This is a genomic window from Halobacteriovorax sp. CON-3 (assembly GCF_043196995.1).
GTDB lineage: Bacteria > Bdellovibrionota > Bacteriovoracia > Bacteriovoracales > Bacteriovoracaceae > Halobacteriovorax_A.
Window position 1 is genome coordinate 2,108,880 of the sequence record NZ_JBEBNA010000001.1, and the last position, 21,633, is coordinate 2,130,512.

Genomic DNA, 21,633 nt, shown 5'->3' on the forward strand with positions numbered 1-21,633 from the left:
TATGTCCCTTTTAAAATAAGTTAAAAGGACATATTATGCTGAAATTTAACTTATCTCTAATTGTTGTTTTATTACTCTCTGTTTCATCTGTTTTTTCTAACAATAGTAGTATCTTTAACGATCACAAGTTAAGAACGTATACTCCATTAGAAGGACAGATACAGGACCTATTCTTTGATATCCGTGAGCCAAACTTAGAAAAATACGTAAGGTCAAACACGGCCTTAGAGCCCGATGATATCTACTATCGTGTCTACTGGGTTTACCCTAATAATATTAGAATTAGAGTCGAGGGGCTGCCGGAGAAAGGCTTTGATTTACTTAAGCAAACGTTAATCGCAAAAGTTAAGCCGTATGTAGAATTGGTGTTAGCGAAAAACCTAACAACTCCTCTTGAGCAGAGTGCGTTTAAGAAAGATCCAAAAAATAATAGTCGTTATATTAGAGTTAAAGACAAGGCAGAATTACTTGATTTAAGTATTGAGCTATACTCGAGCGGACAAATTAAAGAGATCGAATCAAGTAGTCCACAACTACATACAAAAACATCATTTTCTTACTCTAAGAAATCATGGGCAAAAGGAAAGAGTGTAATCTCTCAGATATCTATTTCAGAAGGAAGAGGAGCTTCCTCTGTTATAAAAGAGATTGAGATTGAGTATGAAAAATTTGGAACTTTCGGATTACCAAGTAATATCGAAGCTGTGTCATATGTTGTGACAGGGGATAAGAAGGTTGAGCTAGGTAAACTAGATTTGAAAATTCAAAACTATCAAATCAATACTGGGCAAGCCAAAAAGATTATAGGCCTATAAATGAGACAAATAGAAATTAATAAAAAAGTTAGACTTCACTTTGAAAGTAAAGTCATTCATTTATCTGAAAATGATATTGAAGATTCACTTCGTTCACATCGTCCTGGTGAGTGGTGTAGCTTTAGTCATTTAAAAGATAAGTATATTGGATTTGTTAATCCAAACTCAACACGAAAAAAGAATATTGCAATATTTAAATCATCGTTAGAGCCTTGGGAGTATGTGGCAAAAGCTATCGAAGATGCAATAAACTACCGCTCTGAAATAGGTTATGGACAAGATGCTCGTTTGATTTATGGTGATGAAGACGGACTCCCTGGACTGATTCTTGATGGTTACAGAAACTGTGTCATTCTACAAATTAATACAGCGGGAATGGACACTTTTCGAAGTGAAATAAAAGCACATTTGCAAAAGCTTCTCGATAAGGAAGTGATACTTCTCGATAATAAGAAGTATCGTGACATCGAAGAACTTCCTGTTTTTGAAAGTGATGAATTACCTGAGCTGATCGAAATTGAAGAAACTGGTTTTAAGTATCAGATCAAAAGAGAGATGATGCAAAAGGTGGGATACTATTATGATCACCGTGAAAATCGAAGAAAGTTTGAAGAACTAATTGAGCGAACAGGGCAAAGCTATAAAAAAGGACTTGATCTATTTACTTATGTGGGCTCGTGGGGACTGCATATCTTACGTGCAGGTGTGGAGCAGGTTGAGTTTGTCGACCAAGCAAATATGGCAGAAGTGGTTGGCAATCATGTTGAGCTAAATAACTTTAGCAATCGTGGTATTTTTACGCGTAAGGATGTCTTTAAGTTTTTAGATGAAAAAGTAAGTGAAGGTACAAGCTATGATGTAATCGTATGTGATCCTCCTGCATTTAGTAAAAGTTATAAAGATAAGAAGGCCGCGATTAGTGGCTACGAAAAACTATATACCCGTATATTTAAGATGATTAATAAGGGGGGAATTCTTGCCGCAGCATCATGTACACAAAATATTTCGATGAATGAATTAGATCAATGTGTTGCTAAGAGTGCTCTAAAGAATAATCTTTCAATTAGGTTAATCGATACAGGTATACAGGGTCTCGATCATCCTATTAGTCGACTAGATTCAAAATCAAATTATATAAAATATTTAGCTTATAAGGTGGAAAGAAATGACTGATAATTCAAAACAGAAGGTTAATAGTGTTTTAGATAGGGCCAAGAGAATTGTCTACGGCCAAGATGAAATGCTAGATAGTATTATTGCTGCATTAGTCTGTGAAGGACATCTTCTTATTGAAGGTATGCCTGGTTTAGGTAAAACATTATCTGTATCAACAATGAGTAAGCTTTGTGACTTAACGTTTAAAAGGGTTCAGTTTACGCCAGACCTACTCCCGTCTGATCTTGTTGGGACAATGGTTTACTCGCAGCAAAAAGAAGAATTTTCGACGAAGTTTGGACCAATCTTTACACAACTTTTACTTGCCGATGAGATTAATAGATCTCCGGCCAAGGTACAATCTGCACTGCTAGAGGCAATGGCAGAAAAGCAAGTAACGATTGGTGATTCGACACATAAACTATCAAGTCCATTTGTTGTACTTGCTACACAAAACCCTATTGAACAAGAAGGAACATATCCGCTTCCAGAAGCACAGCTTGATCGATTTATGATGAAAGTAAGTGTTAATTATCCTGATTTTGAAGCTGAAAAATCAATTCTTGATTTAGAGAATATTAAGCAAGACTTAAGCTCTATTCTTTCAACAGATGACATTCTTTCTATTCGTGAAGAAATTGATAAGGTTTATGTTGATGATAAAATGAAGGACTTAATCATTAAGATAGTAAGAGCAACAAGGCCAGGTGATAAACACTTCTCACCTGACTTTAAGGGACTTGTTCAAGCTGGAGCTTCACCTCGTGCTGCTATCTGGTTACAGAAACTAGGACGCTTTAACGCATTTATGGCCCAACGTGATTATGTTACACCAGATGATGTGATGAAAGTTGTGGCTTCTGTTTTAGGGCACAGAATTATTTTAACTTATGAGGCATCTATTGATGGTATAAACCCAAGGGACTTAGCAGTTAAGATTGCTCAGAAAATGATTTAATATGAAAACACTTGAAGTACATCAAATTGTTCAAAATATGAAAAATAGTTTGTTCAAAAGAGCAAACTCATTTTCTATTGGTATGCTTAAATCTCACTTTAGAGGTACGGGGTTAAAGTTTAAGGAACATCAGGTGTATGTTCATGGTGATGATGTTCGTTTTATTGACTGGAAAATGGTTGCTAAAACGAATACTCCATATATTAAAACTTTCGAAGAAGAAAGAAATGTGGAGATTACAATTTTACTTGATTGTAGTCCAGGTATGGTTATTGGACACAATGGTAAGTCAAAACTAGCTGCTGCCTTTGAAATTATCTCGTTGCTTTATTTACTCTCTGAAAAAACTCATGATTATATAGAAACTATTATCTGTTTGAATGATCGAGTTGTAAGAGTTCAAAAGAAAAGAGGAGAAGCTGGGCTTGTCGCATTTGTTGATGCCCTAAGGAAGTCTAGCGTCATTAATAAGGCCGGTGAAATTGATACTGAATATCTTGTATCTCAAAAAGAGCGTAATTTTGATAAATTTGATGCTGAGCTAGTAAGAGAGTTTTATAAGAAAAGAGAAGTTGTTATCCTTAGTGATTTCTATGAATTCTTATCACCAGAAACTTTAAAAAGACTCACGGCCCGAAAACATGTACACGCCTTTAGATTACTTTGTCCGCTGGATACTTCTAATGAATTTCGCTTCTCTGTAATTGGACGTATTGCGGGGAAAGGAAGCGGAAAAGTCGATGCCAGACTTAAGGGTAAAGTCGAACCATTGGATTTTGGCTTTAGATTAAAAGATATCAATGTAGGGGATCGCTACTTGGAAGATTTTGTTAAGGAGATGTTATAATGAGATTGCATTCCTTTTATTCGTTTCTTGCAATAATTCTAATATCTTTCTCATTTAATACGAGAGCACTTGATACAAAGATAGAGCTGAGCCTTGAAGGTGATGAGAAAGTTTGGAGTGTTGGTGAAATTCGCGACTTCAAGCTTACAATTTATCCCATTACAGATGTAATTGATGAAGATCTTAAGAATAATTTAATGTCACGGGACTTTGCTGATATTGTTAAGATATCAAAAGTTAATAAACAATATTTCTTAAAAACTAATCCGCAATACTATATCGTGGAAGCTAGTGGTGTTCTCGTTGCAACACCAAAGAATTCGTTTCCAAAAATATGGGATTATCGAGGAATGGCCCTTGGTGTTTCATTTTCTGGTATCAACTTTCAAGACACAGCGGTTGCACAGCAAGACTTCATTGTTTTTGATAAAAAGTTAGAAGAAGAAAGGTCCATTATTGAGTATGTCATATATATAGTGGTGCTACTTGTTGTAATGCTGGCTTCATTTTATGGCTTTCAAATATTTAATAAGAAGCAAAATGCTAAAAAGGCTTGGGCCGAAAAGATTGACCAATTTAGAGATGCTGATACTCGTGAAAAACATGAGGGTATCTATTCGAAAAAAATAAATTATGAAGAAATATTTGAAAACGCAGAGGTGTTTAAGGACTACTTAAATAAGATAAATGAGCTTCAGTATAAGAGAAGTTGGACACATGATGATGATTTAACAATTTCTGATCTCCATAATCGTGCCAAGGAGAATATCATTGTTAAGTAATTATATCTTTCACAACAAATACTTATTCATTGTCGGTGTTATAGGATTTCTATTTTGGTGCATCGATTTTTTTGCAATCTTCAAAAAAGGGGAATTAATCCTTCCTCCGCGATATAGCCTAAAGGCTAGGCCGTCTATGTTAAGAGGGCTTCTATTTCTAGTCTCTCTTGCATCATGGGCCCTTATCAGCTTTGCCCTAATGGGGCCAAAGACTCCTATGGGCAAGAGCAATGTAAAAAAAGAAATTAATGATATTTATTTTGTTGTTGATGTTTCAAGATCGATGTTGGCCGAAGACTTTCCTCCAAATCGATTAGAAGCTGCGAAAAGTCAGATAAGAAAATTTGTTGAACTATCTCCTGTTGATCGAATTGGTATCATCATGTTTGGAGATAAGGTGTTTACGCTAATTCCAGTAACAACAGATTTAAAGCTAGTAGAGCAATCAGTTGAGCAGATTAATATTGGCTTTCTCGGTTCTGGTACAAATATTGGCGATGCTCTTGGATTGGCCTTGGCAAGGTCAGAAACGAGTGTTGCTGAAAATAAATCAATCATTTTACTAACTGATGGTAGTGCGAACGCAGGTCTAATGTCTCCTATGCAAGCTGCAGAGAAAGCAAAAGAGTTAGGAATAAAGATCTATACGATTGGTATTGGTGGTGACCCAGATGCAAAATTACCGATCGGTCGAGATGCTTTTGGAAGAAAGAGATACCAGAATATGCCTGGTGCAAGTATGGACTTTGAAACTCTTCAAAAGATTGCAGAATTATCAGGAGGAAAAGACTTTGTTGCCTCTGATAACGACTCTTTAAATGAAGTTCTTTCTGAGATTAATAAACTTGAAAGAAAAGGACTTGAGATTAAAGGACGTATTATTTATCAAGAAGATTATTATAAGTTTTTACTCGCAGGTGTTTTACTCTTAATGTTGGTTGAAGGTACTCGTCGTTTATACTTAAGGGAAGTTGCATAATGGATTTTGTTAATACGAAGCTATTGATCATTTCTATTGTAGCGGTTGCTATATTTATCACGCTTTTGTTCATACTAAGAAAACGCTTTTTCAAAATTGTTAAACAGGTTTGGAATTTTAATTCTAGGCCAATAAGTAAGCTGTCAATGTTATGCTATACTCTGGCCTTCTTTGGTTTTGCGTTTTCTCTTGGAGATCTTCGTGGCCCTGAAGAACTTGTTGAATCTAATATTCCTAACCAGAGAACACTAATCTTAATTGATAATTCTTTAAGTATGTTAGTTGAAGATATTAGACCTAATCGAATTTCTAAAGCAGCTATTATTGCAAAGCACTTTGTTAAAAATGCTTATGGCCATCAGGTTGCCTTAAGTATTTTCTCTGATATACAACGTAAGATCGTTCCATTTACAGATGATGTCGATATTCTTGAGTCACGCTTGGGAACAATGTTAAGTGCTGCTCCGGAAGGAGGGTCAAATGTTAGTCTTGCTTTAAAAGAGGCGTTCCAATTCTTTAAGACAAGTGACGGATTTACAAAAGGAAATATTCTTTTAATCACAGATGGTGAAGAGCACTCTAATATTGAAGTTGATATTCCTGCTGAAATCAGTTTGGCAATTGTTGGGGTTGGTACAGAGGAAGGTGGGAAAATTCCTATGCGTGGAAAGCGTGGTAATTTCTTTGGTTATAAAAAATTCAATGGTGTCGAGATTGTCTCCAAACTAAATAAGCAGTTTTTTGAGGATCTTGTTAATAAATCTAAATATGCAAAAGTATGGTTTGTGGAATCCTATAGTTTACCAACACAAGAGATTCTTGGATTCTTTAAGGATATTCATTTGAATTCCTTCACTAAGGGAACATTGAGATCAAGACCTGTTCTAGGGTATTGGCTCATCGTGACAAGTATTTTCTTTTATATTCTATCAGTGTTCTTTGGACGTTTTAAAACATTTAAGCCGGTGGTCATGCTTATTTTATTTTCTCTATTTATTCTTCCAACTGAGAATAGCTATGCTCAAGAAGAAGCAGAAGCCGATCCAATGCAAGAGATGCTAGTTGATAAAATGCGTGCAGGTAATATTTCAAAAGATGAGAAGTTAAAACTAGCAGAATTATTTTTAAAGCAGAAGGATGGGCAAAAGCAAGCTGCCGATATCTATAATGAAACATTGAATAATTATGAAGATGAGGCACCAACAGACCTATTCAATTATGCAACTGCACTCTTGAAAAATAATCAATTTGTCGATTCCGTTAATCTTTATAAGTATATCTTAGAGCAAAACGCGGATAATGAAGAGCTTGCAGAAGCAATTAAGAAGCAAATCAAATTTGCTCTTCAAAAGCAGAAGCAAGATAAGAAAAAGCAAGAACAAGATAAGAAGAAACAAGAAGAAAACAAAGACAATAAAGAAAATAAGGATAATAAAAACCAAGACCAAAAACAGCAAAAGAAAGATGGTCAACAAAATAAAGACGACAAGCAAGATCAGAAAGACCAAGGGCAGAAGGGTCAAGAAGATAAGAAAAAAGATCAAAATAAATCTGATGAAGGAAATAAAAAGAAAGACCAAAATAAGTCTGAAAACAATAATGATAAAGATGAAAAGAATAAGAAAAAGCAAAAAACTCAGCAACAGCAGTGGAAGGATCTAGAAGATCAGGCCAAGAAGAAAAAGCGTATGAGAAAAGCAAATGGAGTCTTTAAGCAGATTATGAATGATGATTCACAACTGCAAAAGAAATTTATCGATACAACTTCAGATGGAAATAATAATCGTAAGGATTGGTAATGTTTAAGTATATAATTTTAATTCTATTAACATTTTCTTCTATCGCTCAAACGATAACTGCAAAAGTAAGCTCATCTGAGGTCGCGTTAGAGGATTCGTTTAAATTAATAATCAATTTCGAGTATCAGGGTGAAACGGAACCTTATGTAAGCTTCAAGCTTAATAATGCTGAAATAGTCTCTGATAACACAAATGATGCAAGTCGACTGATGGTGAAAGGGTATTTTGCTGGCGGTAAAATGATTCAGAAAAAAGTCTATAATTACGTCTATGAACTTAGAGCATTAAAAAAGGGAAGTGCTATAGTTAGGGATATTAAAGTTGATTTTGGAAATGAAGTTATTAAGCACCGTTCTTTAACAGTTCGTATTCTTAGTCAAAGGGCAAGACTCCAAGATTACTTTATTCGCGCAGAAGTAGATAAAACTCAGGCATATGTTGGAGAGAAGATTGACCTTGTCTACTATGTATATTTTAAGGGGGAAATAACTAATCCTGAATTTGTTAAATTTCCTGTACAAAAGAATTTCTTAAAACGTTTTGAGTTACCACGTACAAATGTTGAGAGAGTAAGTGTTCAGGGAGATGTCTACAAACGTATTCCTGTATATAAAAGTGTACTCTATCCTGAAAAGCCAGGAAATCTTTCTATTGATCCTATCGAAGTACGTTTTCAACACCCAGACTATAAGAATAGACGCGGAAATGCATTCGGGATGTCATTTTCATTTAGCTCAGCAACTTATAAGTCGAAAACGATTAGAAGTGAGCGAGTTAAAATAAAGGCCCTTCAGATTCCTATGGAGAATATGCCTAAGTCTTTTACGGGACTTGTTGGTAAACACTCTTTCAACTTAAGTCTTAATAAGAGTAAAATTGTTGTGAATGATGTATTAGAGGCCCGTTTAGAAGTTCGCGGAGATGGTGCGCTTGAGAAATTTGATGCACCTACTTTAATTAATTCTGATGCATTCGAAGTTTTCGAAACAAGAGCGGAAATGGTTGAACAAACTCCACTTATAAAGAATAAGGTATTTGATTATACTTTCTTAGCAAAAAGAGCAGAATTTGTTTCACAGAGAAAAATTGAATTATCGACATTTGATCCAGCTTCTGGCCAGTTTGAAACGACAGAGCTAGTTGTTGATCCACTTGTCATTATTGGTTCAGGAAGTGCCGCTTCAAATATTGCATCGAGTGAGACAAAAGAAGTTGTTAAAAATAAGCAGGTTACAATGCCTGAAGTCCAGAAAACGATACTGGCAGAAAATATTATGGCGCCAGTATTTGTTGTCTCTAATAAGAGAAGCTTATGGGATATTATTAATTATTCGCTAGCGGGAATCATAATTTTGATTCTAGTGATTACGGCATTTCCTTATATTAGATTCTTTGATAGAGATCCTTTTAAGAATCTTAAAAATGAATTTAATTATTCAAATATTTTTCATTACATCACAATATTTACACCAAGTGTACACGGTGATAGCTTAAATGATCGTATTAAGGGAATGAGAGTTTCAGATGAAGCTAGAAAATACTTTTTCGATCTTGTCGATAATGCTGGAAAAAATGAGTACAAAGGCGCTAAGTTGCCTCTTAAGTATAAGAAAGAATACTGGCAAGAACTAGCTAGAGCAGAATATGAAAATAATTAAAAGCCTAAACGAAATAGAGTGTGATAATTTTGCTGTTACTATTGGTAACTTTGACGGTGTTCATCGTGGCCATCAGAAAATTATTAATCAGATTTATAATGAATGCCGCGATGCTGATTTAAAACTAGTCGTGATAACATTTACTCCACATCCTATTGAAATCCTAAATCCAAAAGAGCACTACCTAATTAATAGTTATGAAGAAAGAAGAGAGCTTCTTTCTCGTCAAAATATTGATTACCTATTAGAGATTGAATTTAATCGTGATCTATCGATGAAAGAACCAGAAGTATTCTTAAACGAATATATCTTTAATCATATAGAGCCTAAAAGAATTTATCTTGGGCATGATTTTGCTTTTGGTGCGCAAAAGAAAGGAAATCATGAGTTTGTTAAAAGTTTTTGTTCATCAAAGTCTACAGAAGTAAATGTACTTTGCTCTTACGATGTTGAAGGAGATAAAGTTTCTAGTACAGTTGTACGTGAATCTCTGGCAAATGGAGACGTTGAAAGTGTTGGAAAGTATCTAGGACGAAACTATTTTATTAGGGGACGTGTTATAAAAGGCGCTGGCCGTGGTCGTCAGATTGGAATTCCGACAGCTAACTTGGCCCTCGATCGTTATCGTCGTTATCCTAAAAATGGTGTCTATATTACGAAAACTAAGTTTGGGGAATCTACATGGTACTCCGTTACAAATATCGGTCATAATCCTACCTTTAATGATGGAAATAATGTTTTCGTTGAAACACATATCTTAGACTTTGATAATGATATTTACGGAAATGAACTAGAAGTATCATTCATTAAAAGGTTAAGGGATGAAAAGAAATTCTCATCAGTAAATGAGCTCATTGAACAAATTAAATTAGATGTGAAGAAGACGCGAGAATATTTTAATGCTTAAGCTAGGTCTTTTAGGAAAGAATATTCAACATTCAAAATCGCCTGATATATATGATGAACTCTTTGATGGCCAAGTTGAATACACTCTTTTGGATATTGATGATGAAAAAAATATTCCTAAATTAAAAGAGATCTTTTCTAATCTTCAAGGACTTTCAATTACAGCTCCTTATAAGAAGCACTTTCTAAATGATGTTTTATTAGAGGATACTGTAAAGGAAATTGGTGCAATCAATTGCATTAAATATGATGGAACACAATTTTTTGGCACAAATACTGACTACTTGGCCGCTAAAGAAATCATTTTGAAAAACTCGTATGAACAAAAAGATATCGTCATGCTTGGTGATGGCGCTATGACAAATATGTTCAAAATTTTATTTAAAGAGCTAAATATCAATTATCACCAATTCTCTAGAAGAAAGAATGGTGATCTAAATTCTATTAAATATGATTCCTTTGTTAATCTTGATAAGACATTGATTATCAATTGTTGTGCACGTCAATTTCAGTTTGATTCTGTACTATCAAAAAACTCTATTTTTTGGGATATGAACTATTCTCATGAATATCATCAGTCTTTTCTGAGTAATAAACTCACTTATGTAGATGGAAGTGAACTTCTTTACCTACAAGCAGTAGCAGCAAAAAAATTTTGGAACTTTACGTTATAATAGTAAATAAATAGTAAATAGTTAGAGTGTCTAAGTATTCAATATTTAAAGAAACTAATATTAGGATAACGTAAGGTGATAAGAAAAGAATTTCTAGAAGTCATTTCAAAAACCGGTATGGTACCACGAAAAGATTTAGTACCATTAGCTGCAAATAAGAACCCTGGTGTTGTGTCAGAGTTAGATCTATTAAAGTTTAATTTCTTTGATGATATTAAATTTGCAAAGGCCATTGCAGAACAAAGTGGTCTTGCCTATGTTGATTTATCAGAAACTCGTGTACCAGGTTCAACACTACAATTAGTTAAAAAAGGTGTTGCCACAAAATTTCGAATTGTTCCTTTGAAGAGACAAGCAGGAACTTTATCATTAGCTATTTTTGATCCATCACTTGTTGAAATTAGAGCAGAAATACAAAAAGAAATTCAGTCTAACGTAGAGTTTGTTTTAACTTCTTTATCTGCGTGGAAAACTCTATATCAAAATATCCAAGCCTCCATTGATGAAATTCTTGAAACTGTAAGAGAGGTTAGAGGTGATCAGGCACAAGGTGATGAGAACGTAAAAGAAGAAGATATTGGCGAAGATATCATTTCGTACGTTAACAAGGTCCTAGCTGAAGCATATATTAAAAAGGTATCCGATATTCACGTTGAGCCTTATGAAAATAATTTCAGAATTAGATTTCGATTAGATGGTTCTCTCCATGAGTACGCGGCACCACCACGATCAATGCTATTGCCATTAGTTTCGAGAATGAAAATTCTTTCTCAACTTGATATTTCTGAAAGAAGGATTCCACAAGATGGACGTATTAAGCTAGAGATTGATGGTAACCCTATCGATTATCGTGTTTCCACACTACCGACACTATTTGGTGAAAAAGTTGTAATGCGACTTTTAGACCAATCAAATCTACAGTTAGATATGACTAAGTTAGGTTTTGAAAAGAAACAACTTGATGTTTTCTTAGAAGGTATTAGACAGCCTTACGGAATGTGTCTTGTTACAGGGCCTACTGGTTCAGGGAAAACAACAACTCTTTATTCTGCATTATCAGAGCTTAATAATATTGAAAAAAATATTTCGACGGCCGAAGACCCTTGTGAATTTAACTTAGAAGGGATCAATCAGGTTAACGTTAGAAAGGATATTGGACTGGACTTTGCTAGAGCTCTTAAGGCCTTTCTTAGACAGGATCCGGACATTATCATGGTTGGGGAGATTCGAGACCAAGAAGTAGGTGAGATTGCCATTGAAGCGGCCCTAACTGGTCACATGGTTCTATCTACTCTTCACACCAATGATGCTCCTTCAACAGTTACTCGTTTATTAAATATGGGAATAGAGCCTTTCCTTGTAACAGGTGCTCTAAATGTTGTTGTTGCACAAAGACTATGTCGTAAGATTTGTGAAAACTGTAAGACTGTCGATGAGAGCGTAACAGTTGATCAAATTGTTGCCTGTGGTGTAACTCCAAATTCTGCTAAGAATCTTAAAGTTTATCACGGTACTGGTTGTGAGTTCTGTGATGGTTCAGGTTACAAGGGACGTGTCGCCATTTATGAAGTTCTAGAAATGACTCCGGCTGCAAGAGATCTTGTTTTAAAGCACTGTTCTTCTGATGATTTGAAAAAGCAGGCTATTGCAGATGGGATGAAGACATTAAGAATGTCGGCCCTGACAAAAGTTGCTGAAGGTGTCACAACTTTAGCTGAAGCAATAAAAAATTCGAGTGTTGATAAATTATAATAATATTTTCTATAGGTGAAATAGATGAGTAGCGATAATACGCAAACAAAAACTAAAACGGAAACAAAGACAGGTGCTATCACAAGTGCCGAATCCCTTAAAATCCAACAGCTCTTTAAGTTGATGGTTGATAATGGTGGTTCAGATTTGCACTTAACTCCAGGAACTGCTCCTGCAATGAGAGTTAATGGTGACATTGTTAGAGTAAAACTTCCTGCTCTTGATGCTTCTTCAAGTAAGTCGCTTATTTATCAAATACTTTCTGAAGAACAAAGAAATGAATTTGAGAAAAATCTAGAACTCGACCTTGCCTTTGGAATTAAGGGGCTTGCACGTTTTAGGGCAAATATATTCTACTCAAAAGGTGGAGTCGCAGCGGTATTTCGTTTAATTCCTAGTGCTGTTCCTGATTTCAAAGCACTAAATCTACCAAATGTACTTATGGAAATGACAGACGTTTCAAATGGTCTCTTCCTCGTAACGGGACCAACAGGTTCAGGGAAATCGACAACTCTTGCAGCTCTTATTAATCGTCTTAATGAGATGGAGCCTGCGCATATCGTTACTCTTGAAGACCCTGTCGAATTCGTCCACCCACATAAAACAAGTATTGTGAATCAACGTGAAATTGGCCGTGATACTCACTCATTCGAAAATGCTCTTAAAGGGCTTTTAAGACAAGATCCTGATATTGTTCTTGTTGGTGAGATGAGGGATGTGGAAACAATTGAAGCTGCCTTAACTGTTGCAGAAACTGGACACTTAGTTTTTGGAACACTCCACACTAACTCGTGTGTGCAGACAATTAACCGTCTCGTAAACGTTTTTCCTTCGGATCAACAAGATCAGATTCGTACACTGCTCTCATTTGTTCTACAAGGTGTTGTTTCACAACAACTATTACCAAAAACATATGAGCCTGGACGAGTTGCTTGTCTTGAAATTTTAAGGCCAACACCTGCGATTCGAAACTTAATTCGTGAAGATAAAATGCATCAAATTTATTCACAAATGCAAATTGGTCAGGATCAGACCGGTATGACGACAATGAATCAATCTATTAAAAAGCATGTTGATTCTGGTGCAATTGATGTTGAGACGGCCATGTCATACTCAACAAACCCTGAAGAGCTTGGTCCACAACTAGGTATTAAGGAGCGATAGAGTAAGATATGCCACTATATAAATGGGAAGGACTTGATAAAAACGGTAAAAAGGCCTCTGGACAAATCCAGGCCAACGATGAAAAGGATGCGAAGAAGAGACTGCGCGCCCAAGGTAATCGTGTACGTAAAATAATTCCACCGTCAATTTTAGAATTTGATATTAATGCATGGTTAATTGAGAAGGGGATTGGATCAGCCTTTGGTGCTCCAGAATTAATGAACTTTACTAAGCAGTTATCCATTATGATCAATGCAGGTGTACCAATTATTTTGGCCCTTGAGATTATTTATAAGTCAGAAAAAAATCCAGCACTAAAAAATGCAGTAAAGAATATTGCAACAGATGTAGCAGAAGGTAATACTCTTGCTGAGAGTATGCGTAAGCAGCAAGGCTTTGATAATCTCTACTGTAACCTTGTAAAAGCCGGAGAGGTTGGTGGTATTCTCGATGAGATCCTTTCTAAACTTACAGAGCACTTAGAGAAACAAGAAAAAATTAAAAAACAAATTAAGTCAGCAATGAGTTATCCACTTATCGTATCAGGTATTGGGGCACTTGTTGTTTGGGGTCTAATTACATATGTTGTTCCTCAGTTTACAGGAATGCTCGCAGATACAGGACAGGAGCTTCCTTGGATAACTCAATTTGTAATTGATACATCTGAATTCTTTGGTGAGTACTCTGGGAAGATGATTATTGGTGGTATTGCGGCCATGATTTTTCTTACTTACTTTGTAAAAACACCACAAGGAAAAGTAGCATTTGATAAATTTGCAATGAATGTCCCAGGCTTTGGTATTGTTATTATTAAAGGTAGTTTGGCACAGTTTTCAAGAACACTTGCTACATTACTTGGTTCTGGTGTTGCACTTATCGATGCCTTAGAAATCTGTGTTGAAACGATTGATAATAGTGTTATCTCGGGTGATATCAAAGAAGTCAGGAAGAAAGTAATAGAAGGTAAAACCCTTACTGAGCCTTTAACGAAAATTGATTATTTTCCTGAAATGGTCGCCCAGATGATTAAAGTTGGTGAATCAACCGGGGCAATTGATCAAATGCTGGCCAAGATCTCTGTTGTTTTTGAAGATGAGGTTAATGATGCAATTACAGCAGCGACAAAGATGCTAGAGCCTTTAGTTCTTGTCGTTCTTGGTGGAATCATCGGTGGTGTTCTTATTGCAATTTACCTACCAATGTTCATGTCAGCAGGAGCTTAATTACTTAGATTGACATACTTTAGAGGCAAAAAAGTAGTAGAATTTATTTATTGTTTCGAAGTAAGTGTTTGATATTACTAAGACTTAATTTTTAAGTTAAATATACCGTAAAGTAGTTGTAGGGCTGGTTAAATCTTAATTTTAGCTAAGTTCTTAAACTTGTTTAAATTAATCTATCTAAATTAGATTAACGAGGAGAAAAGACATGAAATTTACGAACGAGTTGAGAAACTCAAAGGGGTTTACCCTAGTTGAGTTGATGGTCGTTGTAGCCATCATCGGAATTCTATCTGCGGTAGCAATTCCAAACTTTAAAAAGTATCAAGCGAAAACGAAAACTTCTGAAGCTAAGCTTCAGTTAGCTTCAATTTATTCAGCTATGACAGCTATTCAAACTGATTATGATTCATTTGGTACATGTCTAGGTGACGCTGGTTACGTATCACCAAATGGTGCATGGGATGCTTCAACACCATCTAGTGGGAGTAATTATTACTCAATTGGATTTAGTGCTGCTAACTCGACACCAAACCAAATCGTTAGAGATAACGGTGGAACATGCCAAAATATTGAGTTTGGCGCACCTGCATTTAAGAAAGTAGGGGGGCAGAGAACAACTGTTGCTAACATTTCTACTATTGCTGTTTCGAACATGGGTGACGGTACACAAACTGCTCCAGGTGTAGACGCTCAAGGTGGTTACTTTGTAGCTGGTGCAATTGGTTACATTGACTCAGACAATATTACTACTGCTAATGCGAGTAAATGGGCGATTGACCAAGATAAAGTACTTAGAGAAATTAATAAAGGTTACTAGTCTTAATTTAATAATCTAAAAGAGAGGGCCTCAAATATTTGGGGCCTTTTTAATTTCTTCTATTTTCTTAATCAATACGTCTCTTTCTTTAATGTCTTTAGTTTTATTCAGCTGTAATCTTAAAAGTTGAATATGGGATTCTTTTGATTTTCTCTTAGCTTTTGCTTCTTCAATAAGCTTTGGAAGGATAATAAATCCAGTTGCATAGGGACTCTGTTGTATCTTTTGATATAAGGCTAACGAGCTATTATAGTCTCTAAGTTGGAAGTGATAATTGAATGCCGCGTTGTACATTAGACGGTAATCATTAGGGAAAACTTCTAGTCCTCTATTGAAGATTATCTCTGCCCCCAGAGTATCATCTTTAATAATTGATAGATAGATACCGCCGTGAAGGTAGTTTTCATAAAAAGCTTTATCAAGATCTGCAATTAATTTGAATCTATAATACAGCCAAGATTTCTCTCTATTCTTAACATGCTCAACATCGGCATCCAATAGTGTCTTTGTCCAATAATAGCTAGAAATAAATCGGTAATTACCAAATGATATGATCTTAATAAAGTCACTGTTTAAGGTAGTAAATAGCTCAGGATTAATAGGCTTCTTAAATGAAAGAATATGATTAACACCTATTAGAAAAATGAATAGGATCATTGGAATTAATTTATTTGTAAGTTGTGTTTTCTTCATGAGCATATCTGATTATACTAGTATTAAAAAAAATAAAAAGGCTTCTATGTTAATTTGTGAAAATATATCGAAATCATTTAAGAAAGACTTTTGGAATAAAGATTTCGTCGCATTAAAAGATGTAAGTTTTGAACTAGGTTCTGGAAAGATTGTGGGCTTTTTAGGTGCAAATGGCGCCGGGAAAACAACACTTATTAAAATTATTCTTGGATTTATCAAACCAAATACAGGTTCAATTAAGATATTAGATATTGATTGGACAGAAGATGAAGTTAGAAAGCTTATTGGTTATATGCCAGAGCGTCCTTACTATTATCAGAATTTAACAGGCTATGAGTTCTTAACTTATTGTGGTGAACTACAAGAGATTGAGAATAAAACAATTGAAAAGAATATTGAAAAGTGGGCCACAAAGCTAGAGATTAAGTTTGCTTTAGATCGAAAAATTAAAGGCTACTCCAAAGGGATGTTACAACGACTAGGTTTTGTTTCTGTTTTACTACACAATCCACGTCTTATCATTTTGGATGAGCCTCTTTCTGGACTGGATCCAATTGGACGAAAAGAGTTTAAAGACGTTATTAAAGAAGTAAATGAAGAGGGAGTTGGTGTTTTCTTTTCTTCACATATCGTAAATGATGTTGAAGAAGTTTGCCACGATGTAGTGGTTCTTGAAAGTGGAAAGATTATCTACAATGGCCCAATTAAAGAATTAGTCTCTAAGAATACAAGTAATAAGTTTGTTATAAAGTATAATGATGGAACTAAAGACTTTGAATTATTAGTAGAAGAAGACCTTAAAGACAAGAAGGTTTTAGAGTTAATTGAATCAGGTGCAAAAATTTCGAAATTAAGTAGAGAAAGCTCTTCTTTAGAAGAAATAGTATATCGGTTAAATAAATGAAGAATATATTAACAATTGCAAAATTTACATTTAAGGATATCGTTAAGAGTAGAGTTCTTTACCTTACCTTATGGATAGCCCTTTTTATCTTAATTTTAAGTTATATAACATCCGAGTTTTCTTACGGAAATGTTTTGAGAATATCAATTGATTTCGGGCTAGGCGGTGCATCTTTGGCTGCAAATATATTGGCCATTTTTGTAGGTGTAAATGTTCTGTCTGATGAAATTGAATCAAGAACGATTTATATAACTCTGTCTCGCCCTATCTCAAGAGTTAAGTTCTTACTTGGAAAGATTTTGGGAGTTTCTTCTATTTTAATTCTAAGTTCATTTGTAATTTTTGGAACTTCTCTCGTTGTTTATTTAATGAGAGGTGGAGTCTTAGATAGCGTTATCATTAATTCGTTATTTTTAGGTATCTTAGAATCAATACTTTTGTTTTTAGTGGTTATTTTTTTTAGCTTAATAACTTCACGTGCGCTTAGTGTAATTAATACCGTTGTGATTTATTTTGTTGGGCATGCCATAACTCATATTTCTAATTTATCTTTTGTAAAAAATCGTGAAGGACTAGAGCTTGTTCTTAGGCTATATAAAGCCGTTCTACCGGATTTGAATTTACTCAATTATAAACCTTTTGTTTTTAATGCTGATCTGGTCTCTAGTCAAAATATTATGAATAGCTACCTCTATGGGGTCTCTTATATTGTAGTGTTATCTTTTATTAATGCGTTTGTTTTCAAAAATAAAGAGCTGAGCTAATGATACTTCTGTTTAAAATCTATGCATTCATTTTCGGCGCTCTTATTGGAAGTTTTTTAAATGTCTTAATTCTTAGACTGCCAACAACTGAAAAGTTCTTTATTGATCGATCACGTTGTCCAAAATGTGGATTTCAACTTAAATGGTTTCACAATATTCCTATTCTAAGCTTTATTGGCCTAAGAGGAAAATGCGCTAATTGTAAAACAAATATAAGCTTTCAATATCCTGTAATAGAGTTCTTAACAGCAACAATTTCACTTCTATTGTTTGGCAATGATATTAGTCTTCATGGATTAACATCGTATTTATTTTTTTTCACAGTCGCTTGTTGTTTACTTGTCCACTTTGTTATTGATATTCGACACCAAATACTTCCTGATGTTATCAACGTATATCTAGGAGTTATCTTTTTTATTCATGTTGTGTTTTTCTTTCATTGGAAACACTGGGTATTAGGAGGCTTAATCGGATTCTTGGTACCGTACTTAATTACTTATGTATTCTATCGTATTAAAGGAGTCATCGGTCTTGGTGGTGGTGATATAAAACTTTTTGGTGTCTTGGGGATATATCTTGGGCCACTTGGAATTATTCACAATATGCTCTTTTCATGTATTCTTGGAAGTTTGCTGATGTTACCACTGTTGATGTTTAAGGTAATAAAAAGAGACCAGGCAATTGCCTTTGGCCCGTTTATTATCATCGTTGCTGTGATTCAAATTTACTTCCCAAGTGTTTTCAAAATGATGCTAGGCGCATTACTGTTTTAAATAACTTCTTGAAATGACTGGACTGTGCAGAGTATAATATAATAATACTTTGATAGGTCACGGATGAAGAAGAATATTGATATACAGGATGTTATATTTAAAATTAGGGAAGGTTTAGGTTTAGTTCCTAAAGAACTTATTGGTGTTGACATTGGTCAAAGCTCAGTAAAGGTCTCTAAAATAGTCACTAAGAATGATACTTATAAATTAGTTAAGTATGCATCTGTTCCACTTCCGGAAGCTGCAATTATTGAAGATGAAATTCAAGATGAGGACGCTCTTAAAGAAGCTTTAGAAGAAGCCTTTAAAGATGCTAAGGTTACTGAACCTTATATTTGCCTCGGCCTATCTGGTCCCAATACTGTTATTAAGAAATTACAACTAGCTGGTGGTGATGACGAAGAACTTGAAGATCAAGTTATTTGGGAAGCCGAGCAGTATCTTCCATTTCCAGTAGAGGACTGTAATATTGACTGGTATGTCATAGGTGAAAACATGGGGGGAGGTCTCGATGTTATTGTTTGTGCTGTTAAAAAAGATGTTCTCGAATCATTCAAGTCAATTATTGAATCCTTAGGCAAAATAGTTAAAGTTGTGGACTTATGTTCAATTGCGATCACAAATATTTATGAGCTAGCTTCTGAAGATGATGATGTCGAAAGTAGTATCACTCAAGATTTTAATGATGAAGTTTTTGAGCCTACAACAAGTACAGATGTAAGTAAGGTGCTTATTCCTTCGAGTTTATTAATAGATATAGGCTCACAGGCGACAGTATTTATTGTTCTCAAAAAGGGGATTCCTGTTTTTGTTAAGGAAATCATTATTGGTGGTGCTAGTATTACTGAAGAAATTCAAAGGCAGCTAGGTGTTACCTTCCAAGAGGCAGAAGACTTGAAGAAGATGTCTGCTGGTGGAGGTGTTCCAGACGATGTCTTAATGATCATTAATGAAATCAATGGAACTCTGGTTAATGAACTAAAGAAAGCGCATGATTTTTATATAAATGCCACGTCTGATGACTCATTAAAAAACATTACTGTAACAGGTGGATCTGTTCGATTACCGAATTTATTAGAAGAGATTCGATCTTCGTTTGGTGTTGATGTAAATGTACTAAACCCATTCAATGAAATTGAGTTTAATGAAAATGATTTCGATGATGAAGAATTAAATGATATGGCCCACGAAGGTGTTGTCTCATTTGGATTGGCCCTTAGGGAGTTTCCAAAATGATAGAAATTAACCTATTAGAGAAAAAGAAGCCGATAGAGCTTCCAGTTATTCTTGGTGTTGATCTTAATAAGGTGAATAAGAAGTCACTCCTGATTGCTTATGCTCTGTACTATGCAATGACATCTTATTTGGTTCCTAGTTTTAAGAATCAAAATAAAGATATTCAAGATCAAATTGTTCAACAAAGAGCAACTTATAATAAAATTAAGAAAGATGTCGATTCATATGGCTCATTGACTGAGGTAATGGATGCATTTACGAAACGAATTGAAGAACTTAAAAGTCGTGAAGCTCTTGTTGCACAAGTAATGTCAAAGAAATCGAACCCATATAAAGTACTGAGAGGTCTGTCTGGTTCTTTGAATGATGATATTTGGTTTAATACACTGACTATCGATGATAAGAAAGTTATCAAAATAGAAGGGGAGTCTATTTCTTTTTCTTCAGTTGGAGATTTTATTAATAATGTGAAGGAGCTTGAATATTTCATCCCAAGAAACGGCTTTAGTTCTGAGACCTTTGGAATGAAAGAATTAAAAGAGATACAGGACCAATTATATGGCGAAAACGTAACGTTACAGAGTTTTTCGATTGAAGGAAAAGTTCAATCATATGGAGATCTTTAGTAATGTTATCGTTAATTAATAAGCTATATTTACTACTTATTCTTTGGGGAGCCTTCCAGGCATACGAGGCTTATAATCAAGTTGATTCAGAAAGAGAAGTTCTACAGTCTGACCTGAATGCAATTAATGGCCGAATAGCTAAGAAGAAAAGAGAACTAAAAAAACTCAAAGACTACGAGCGAGATGTCGAACAAAAGAAAGAAGAGATTGAAATCGTTGCTCAAAAGTTAGAAGAAACACAAAGACGCTTACCTAAAGATATAAGTGATAACGAAAGTATAAATCTTATTAAGAAGCTAGGTGAGAGTCTCAAAATTAAAGATGTGCAAATTAATCCAAGTGGCCAAGAAGAAAATGGCTTCTATATTACGAAGTATTATACATTTTCTGGAAAAGGAACTTATTTACAGTTTTTACTATTATTAGAAAATATTTCTAAGCAAGAAAGAATCTTAAATGTTAGAGATATAAACCTGAGTAAAATTACAAAAACGAATAAATCAAGATACGAGATTATTAATCTTTATGCGACAATTGAGAGTTATATTTATAACCAGAACCATAGAGAAAAGCGCGGTATTAAAGAAATCGAACAGCAGCTTAGTGAAAAGCAGAAAAAGCCAGCACCTAAGAAGAGAACTAGGAAGAGAAAATGATAAAATTTAGCAAAATAATGCTCATCTGTTTATTCTCATATCTCTCGTTTGGAGATGTTCCGTCTGACTTAAGCTCTGGCCGCAATATCCGTGACCCATTTAAGGTAAAATATAAAAAGAAAATGGGTAGTAAGAAAGCAAGAAGAGAGAAGTTTACTGGTTTCTCAAATAAACTCACTACTGACCACTTAAGAATTGATCGTTTAAGGGTTACTGGAATATTCTTAGGTAAAGATGCAAGAGCTATTATTAAACAAGTTGATGATGAAGGATTATCTGAAGCTGTCATAATAAAAGAAGGGATGAAAATAGGCCCAGATCAAGTTGAAGTAAAAGCAATCCTACCTGGTGGGGTAGTATTAGTTGAGAAAATTATTAATGTATATGATGAAGAAGAATATCTAGAAACAATACTTCCTTTATCTGAGTAATGCATAATACTTTTATAAAAT

At 34.7% G+C, this 21,633-nt stretch carries 22 protein-coding genes; 21 read left to right on the top strand and 1 reads right to left on the bottom strand.

All coding sequences use genetic code 11. From position 1 onward, the window contains the following. Positions 1–35 precede the first annotated feature (35 nt). The 14 genes from ABMA72_RS10095 to ABMA72_RS10160 all read left to right on the top strand — a co-directional run bounded on the left by ABMA72_RS10095 (position 36) and on the right by ABMA72_RS10160 (position 15,529). Positions 36–815, top strand: a complete 780-nt coding sequence (locus ABMA72_RS10095; RefSeq protein ID WP_392861183.1) for a hypothetical protein — start codon at positions 36–38, stop codon at positions 813–815. After that, on the top strand, positions 816–1,988 hold the full coding sequence (locus ABMA72_RS10100) for a class I SAM-dependent rRNA methyltransferase (RefSeq protein WP_393057031.1): 1,173 nt from the start codon (positions 816–818) through the stop codon (positions 1,986–1,988). It abuts the gene before it with no gap. After that, a complete protein-coding gene (locus ABMA72_RS10105; protein ID WP_392861179.1) occupies positions 1,981–2,928 on the top strand; it encodes an AAA family ATPase in 948 nt (315 codons plus the stop codon). The genes ABMA72_RS10100 and ABMA72_RS10105 overlap by 8 nt, the downstream gene beginning before the upstream one ends. Before the next feature lies 1 nt (position 2,929). Then, the gene (locus tag ABMA72_RS10110) at positions 2,930–3,775 is read left to right on the top strand and encodes a DUF58 domain-containing protein (protein ID WP_392861178.1); all 846 of its coding nucleotides are present in this window, start codon (positions 2,930–2,932) and stop codon (positions 3,773–3,775) included. After that, positions 3,775–4,557: a hypothetical protein gene (locus ABMA72_RS10115; protein ID WP_392861177.1), complete on the top strand. Its 783-nt coding sequence runs from the start codon at positions 3,775–3,777 to the stop codon at positions 4,555–4,557. Before ABMA72_RS10110 ends, ABMA72_RS10115 begins: the two co-directional genes overlap by 1 nt. 136 nt (positions 4,558–4,693) lie before the next feature. Further along, positions 4,694–5,536 carry a VWA domain-containing protein gene (locus ABMA72_RS10120; protein WP_392861175.1) on the top strand — a complete coding sequence of 281 codons (843 nt, stop codon included), beginning with the start codon at positions 4,694–4,696 and terminating at the stop codon, positions 5,534–5,536. Then, complete coding sequence (locus ABMA72_RS10125; protein ID WP_393057033.1) at positions 5,536–7,335, top strand: VWA domain-containing protein; 1,800 nt, start codon at positions 5,536–5,538, stop codon at positions 7,333–7,335. The genes ABMA72_RS10120 and ABMA72_RS10125 overlap by 1 nt, the downstream gene beginning before the upstream one ends. Continuing rightward, positions 7,335–8,993 (top strand): hypothetical protein, encoded by a 1,659-nt coding sequence (locus ABMA72_RS10130; protein ID WP_393057035.1) that lies wholly within the window; start codon positions 7,335–7,337, stop codon positions 8,991–8,993. Before ABMA72_RS10125 ends, ABMA72_RS10130 begins: the two co-directional genes overlap by 1 nt. Continuing rightward, positions 8,980–9,900, top strand: coding sequence for a bifunctional riboflavin kinase/FAD synthetase (locus tag ABMA72_RS10135; RefSeq protein ID WP_392861169.1), 921 nt, complete (start codon positions 8,980–8,982; stop codon positions 9,898–9,900). Before ABMA72_RS10130 ends, ABMA72_RS10135 begins: the two co-directional genes overlap by 14 nt. After that, positions 9,893–10,573, top strand: a complete 681-nt coding sequence (locus ABMA72_RS10140; protein WP_392861168.1) for a hypothetical protein — start codon at positions 9,893–9,895, stop codon at positions 10,571–10,573. The genes ABMA72_RS10135 and ABMA72_RS10140 overlap by 8 nt, the downstream gene beginning before the upstream one ends. A gap of 75 nt (positions 10,574–10,648) precedes the next feature. Then, on the top strand, positions 10,649–12,325 hold the full coding sequence (locus ABMA72_RS10145; protein WP_393057037.1) for a GspE/PulE family protein: 1,677 nt from the start codon (positions 10,649–10,651) through the stop codon (positions 12,323–12,325). 24 nt (positions 12,326–12,349) lie between these two features. Next, a complete protein-coding gene (locus ABMA72_RS10150; protein ID WP_392861165.1) occupies positions 12,350–13,489 on the top strand; it encodes a type IV pilus twitching motility protein PilT in 1,140 nt (379 codons plus the stop codon). Between the two features lie 8 nt (positions 13,490–13,497). Next, positions 13,498–14,712: a type II secretion system F family protein gene (locus ABMA72_RS10155; protein ID WP_392861163.1), complete on the top strand. Its 1,215-nt coding sequence runs from the start codon at positions 13,498–13,500 to the stop codon at positions 14,710–14,712. A 205-nt stretch (positions 14,713–14,917) separates the two neighbouring features. Further along, complete coding sequence (locus tag ABMA72_RS10160; protein WP_392861161.1) at positions 14,918–15,529, top strand: type IV pilin protein; 612 nt, start codon at positions 14,918–14,920, stop codon at positions 15,527–15,529. A gap of 30 nt (positions 15,530–15,559) precedes the next feature. On the opposite strand, the gene ABMA72_RS10165 is transcribed toward ABMA72_RS10160, so the two are convergent. After that, positions 15,560–16,222: a hypothetical protein gene (locus tag ABMA72_RS10165; RefSeq protein ID WP_392861160.1), complete on the bottom strand. Its 663-nt coding sequence runs from the start codon at positions 16,220–16,222 to the stop codon at positions 15,560–15,562. 46 nt (positions 16,223–16,268) lie between these two features. Here ABMA72_RS10165 and ABMA72_RS10170 point away from each other — a divergent pair, with 46 nt between their 5' ends. The 7 genes from ABMA72_RS10170 (at position 16,269) to ABMA72_RS10200 (ending at position 21,612) form a co-directional block, all read left to right on the top strand. After that, positions 16,269–17,126 (top strand): ABC transporter ATP-binding protein, encoded by an 858-nt coding sequence (locus ABMA72_RS10170; RefSeq protein WP_392861159.1) that lies wholly within the window; start codon positions 16,269–16,271, stop codon positions 17,124–17,126. Then, positions 17,123–17,890: an ABC transporter permease gene (locus ABMA72_RS10175; RefSeq protein ID WP_393057038.1), complete on the top strand. Its 768-nt coding sequence runs from the start codon at positions 17,123–17,125 to the stop codon at positions 17,888–17,890. Before ABMA72_RS10170 ends, ABMA72_RS10175 begins: the two co-directional genes overlap by 4 nt. Beyond that, on the top strand, positions 17,890–18,663 hold the full coding sequence (locus tag ABMA72_RS10180; protein ID WP_393057040.1) for a prepilin peptidase: 774 nt from the start codon (positions 17,890–17,892) through the stop codon (positions 18,661–18,663). The genes ABMA72_RS10175 and ABMA72_RS10180 overlap by 1 nt, the downstream gene beginning before the upstream one ends. A 63-nt stretch (positions 18,664–18,726) precedes the next feature. Next, positions 18,727–19,899: a type IV pilus assembly protein PilM gene (pilM, locus tag ABMA72_RS10185; protein WP_392861154.1), complete on the top strand. Its 1,173-nt coding sequence runs from the start codon at positions 18,727–18,729 to the stop codon at positions 19,897–19,899. Then, the gene (locus tag ABMA72_RS10190; protein ID WP_392861152.1) at positions 19,896–20,525 is read left to right on the top strand and encodes a PilN domain-containing protein; all 630 of its coding nucleotides are present in this window, start codon (positions 19,896–19,898) and stop codon (positions 20,523–20,525) included. Before pilM ends, ABMA72_RS10190 begins: the two co-directional genes overlap by 4 nt. 2 nt (positions 20,526–20,527) lie before the next feature. After that, positions 20,528–21,181 (top strand): type 4a pilus biogenesis protein PilO, encoded by a 654-nt coding sequence (gene pilO, locus ABMA72_RS10195; protein WP_392861150.1) that lies wholly within the window; start codon positions 20,528–20,530, stop codon positions 21,179–21,181. Next, entirely contained in the window at positions 21,178–21,612 is a 435-nt protein-coding gene (locus tag ABMA72_RS10200) for a hypothetical protein (protein WP_392861148.1), read from the top strand. The genes pilO and ABMA72_RS10200 overlap by 4 nt, the downstream gene beginning before the upstream one ends. Positions 21,613–21,633: the final 21 nt, after the last annotated feature.

What these genes read in the sequence shown, in the direction of transcription:
- ABMA72_RS10180 (WP_393057040.1), top strand. Translation starts at nt 17,890, where the DNA reads ATGATACTTCTGTTTAAAATCTATGCATTCATTTTCGGCGCTCTTATT.
- ABMA72_RS10170 (WP_392861159.1), top strand. Translation starts at nt 16,269, where the DNA reads ATGTTAATTTGTGAAAATATATCGAAATCATTTAAGAAAGACTTTTGG.
- ABMA72_RS10150 (WP_392861165.1), top strand. Translation starts at nt 12,350, where the DNA reads ATGAGTAGCGATAATACGCAAACAAAAACTAAAACGGAAACAAAGACA.
- pilM (WP_392861154.1), top strand. Translation starts at nt 18,727, where the DNA reads ATGAAGAAGAATATTGATATACAGGATGTTATATTTAAAATTAGGGAA.
- ABMA72_RS10105 (WP_392861179.1), top strand. Translation starts at nt 1,981, where the DNA reads ATGACTGATAATTCAAAACAGAAGGTTAATAGTGTTTTAGATAGGGCC.
- ABMA72_RS10120 (WP_392861175.1), top strand. Translation starts at nt 4,694, where the DNA reads ATGTTAAGAGGGCTTCTATTTCTAGTCTCTCTTGCATCATGGGCCCTT.
- ABMA72_RS10135 (WP_392861169.1), top strand. Translation starts at nt 8,980, where the DNA reads ATGAAAATAATTAAAAGCCTAAACGAAATAGAGTGTGATAATTTTGCT.
- ABMA72_RS10110 (WP_392861178.1), top strand. Translation starts at nt 2,930, where the DNA reads ATGAAAACACTTGAAGTACATCAAATTGTTCAAAATATGAAAAATAGT.
- ABMA72_RS10160 (WP_392861161.1), top strand. Translation starts at nt 14,918, where the DNA reads ATGAAATTTACGAACGAGTTGAGAAACTCAAAGGGGTTTACCCTAGTT.
- ABMA72_RS10200 (WP_392861148.1), top strand. Translation starts at nt 21,178, where the DNA reads ATGATAAAATTTAGCAAAATAATGCTCATCTGTTTATTCTCATATCTC.
- ABMA72_RS10095 (WP_392861183.1), top strand. Translation starts at nt 36, where the DNA reads ATGCTGAAATTTAACTTATCTCTAATTGTTGTTTTATTACTCTCTGTT.
- ABMA72_RS10165 (WP_392861160.1), bottom strand. Translation starts at nt 16,222, where the DNA reads ATGAAGAAAACACAACTTACAAATAAATTAATTCCAATGATCCTATTC.
- pilO (WP_392861150.1), top strand. Translation starts at nt 20,528, where the DNA reads ATGTTATCGTTAATTAATAAGCTATATTTACTACTTATTCTTTGGGGA.
- ABMA72_RS10190 (WP_392861152.1), top strand. Translation starts at nt 19,896, where the DNA reads ATGATAGAAATTAACCTATTAGAGAAAAAGAAGCCGATAGAGCTTCCA.
- ABMA72_RS10130 (WP_393057035.1), top strand. Translation starts at nt 7,335, where the DNA reads ATGTTTAAGTATATAATTTTAATTCTATTAACATTTTCTTCTATCGCT.
- ABMA72_RS10125 (WP_393057033.1), top strand. Translation starts at nt 5,536, where the DNA reads ATGGATTTTGTTAATACGAAGCTATTGATCATTTCTATTGTAGCGGTT.
- ABMA72_RS10115 (WP_392861177.1), top strand. Translation starts at nt 3,775, where the DNA reads ATGAGATTGCATTCCTTTTATTCGTTTCTTGCAATAATTCTAATATCT.
- ABMA72_RS10100 (WP_393057031.1), top strand. Translation starts at nt 816, where the DNA reads ATGAGACAAATAGAAATTAATAAAAAAGTTAGACTTCACTTTGAAAGT.
- ABMA72_RS10155 (WP_392861163.1), top strand. Translation starts at nt 13,498, where the DNA reads ATGCCACTATATAAATGGGAAGGACTTGATAAAAACGGTAAAAAGGCC.
- ABMA72_RS10140 (WP_392861168.1), top strand. Translation starts at nt 9,893, where the DNA reads ATGCTTAAGCTAGGTCTTTTAGGAAAGAATATTCAACATTCAAAATCG.
- ABMA72_RS10175 (WP_393057038.1), top strand. Translation starts at nt 17,123, where the DNA reads ATGAAGAATATATTAACAATTGCAAAATTTACATTTAAGGATATCGTT.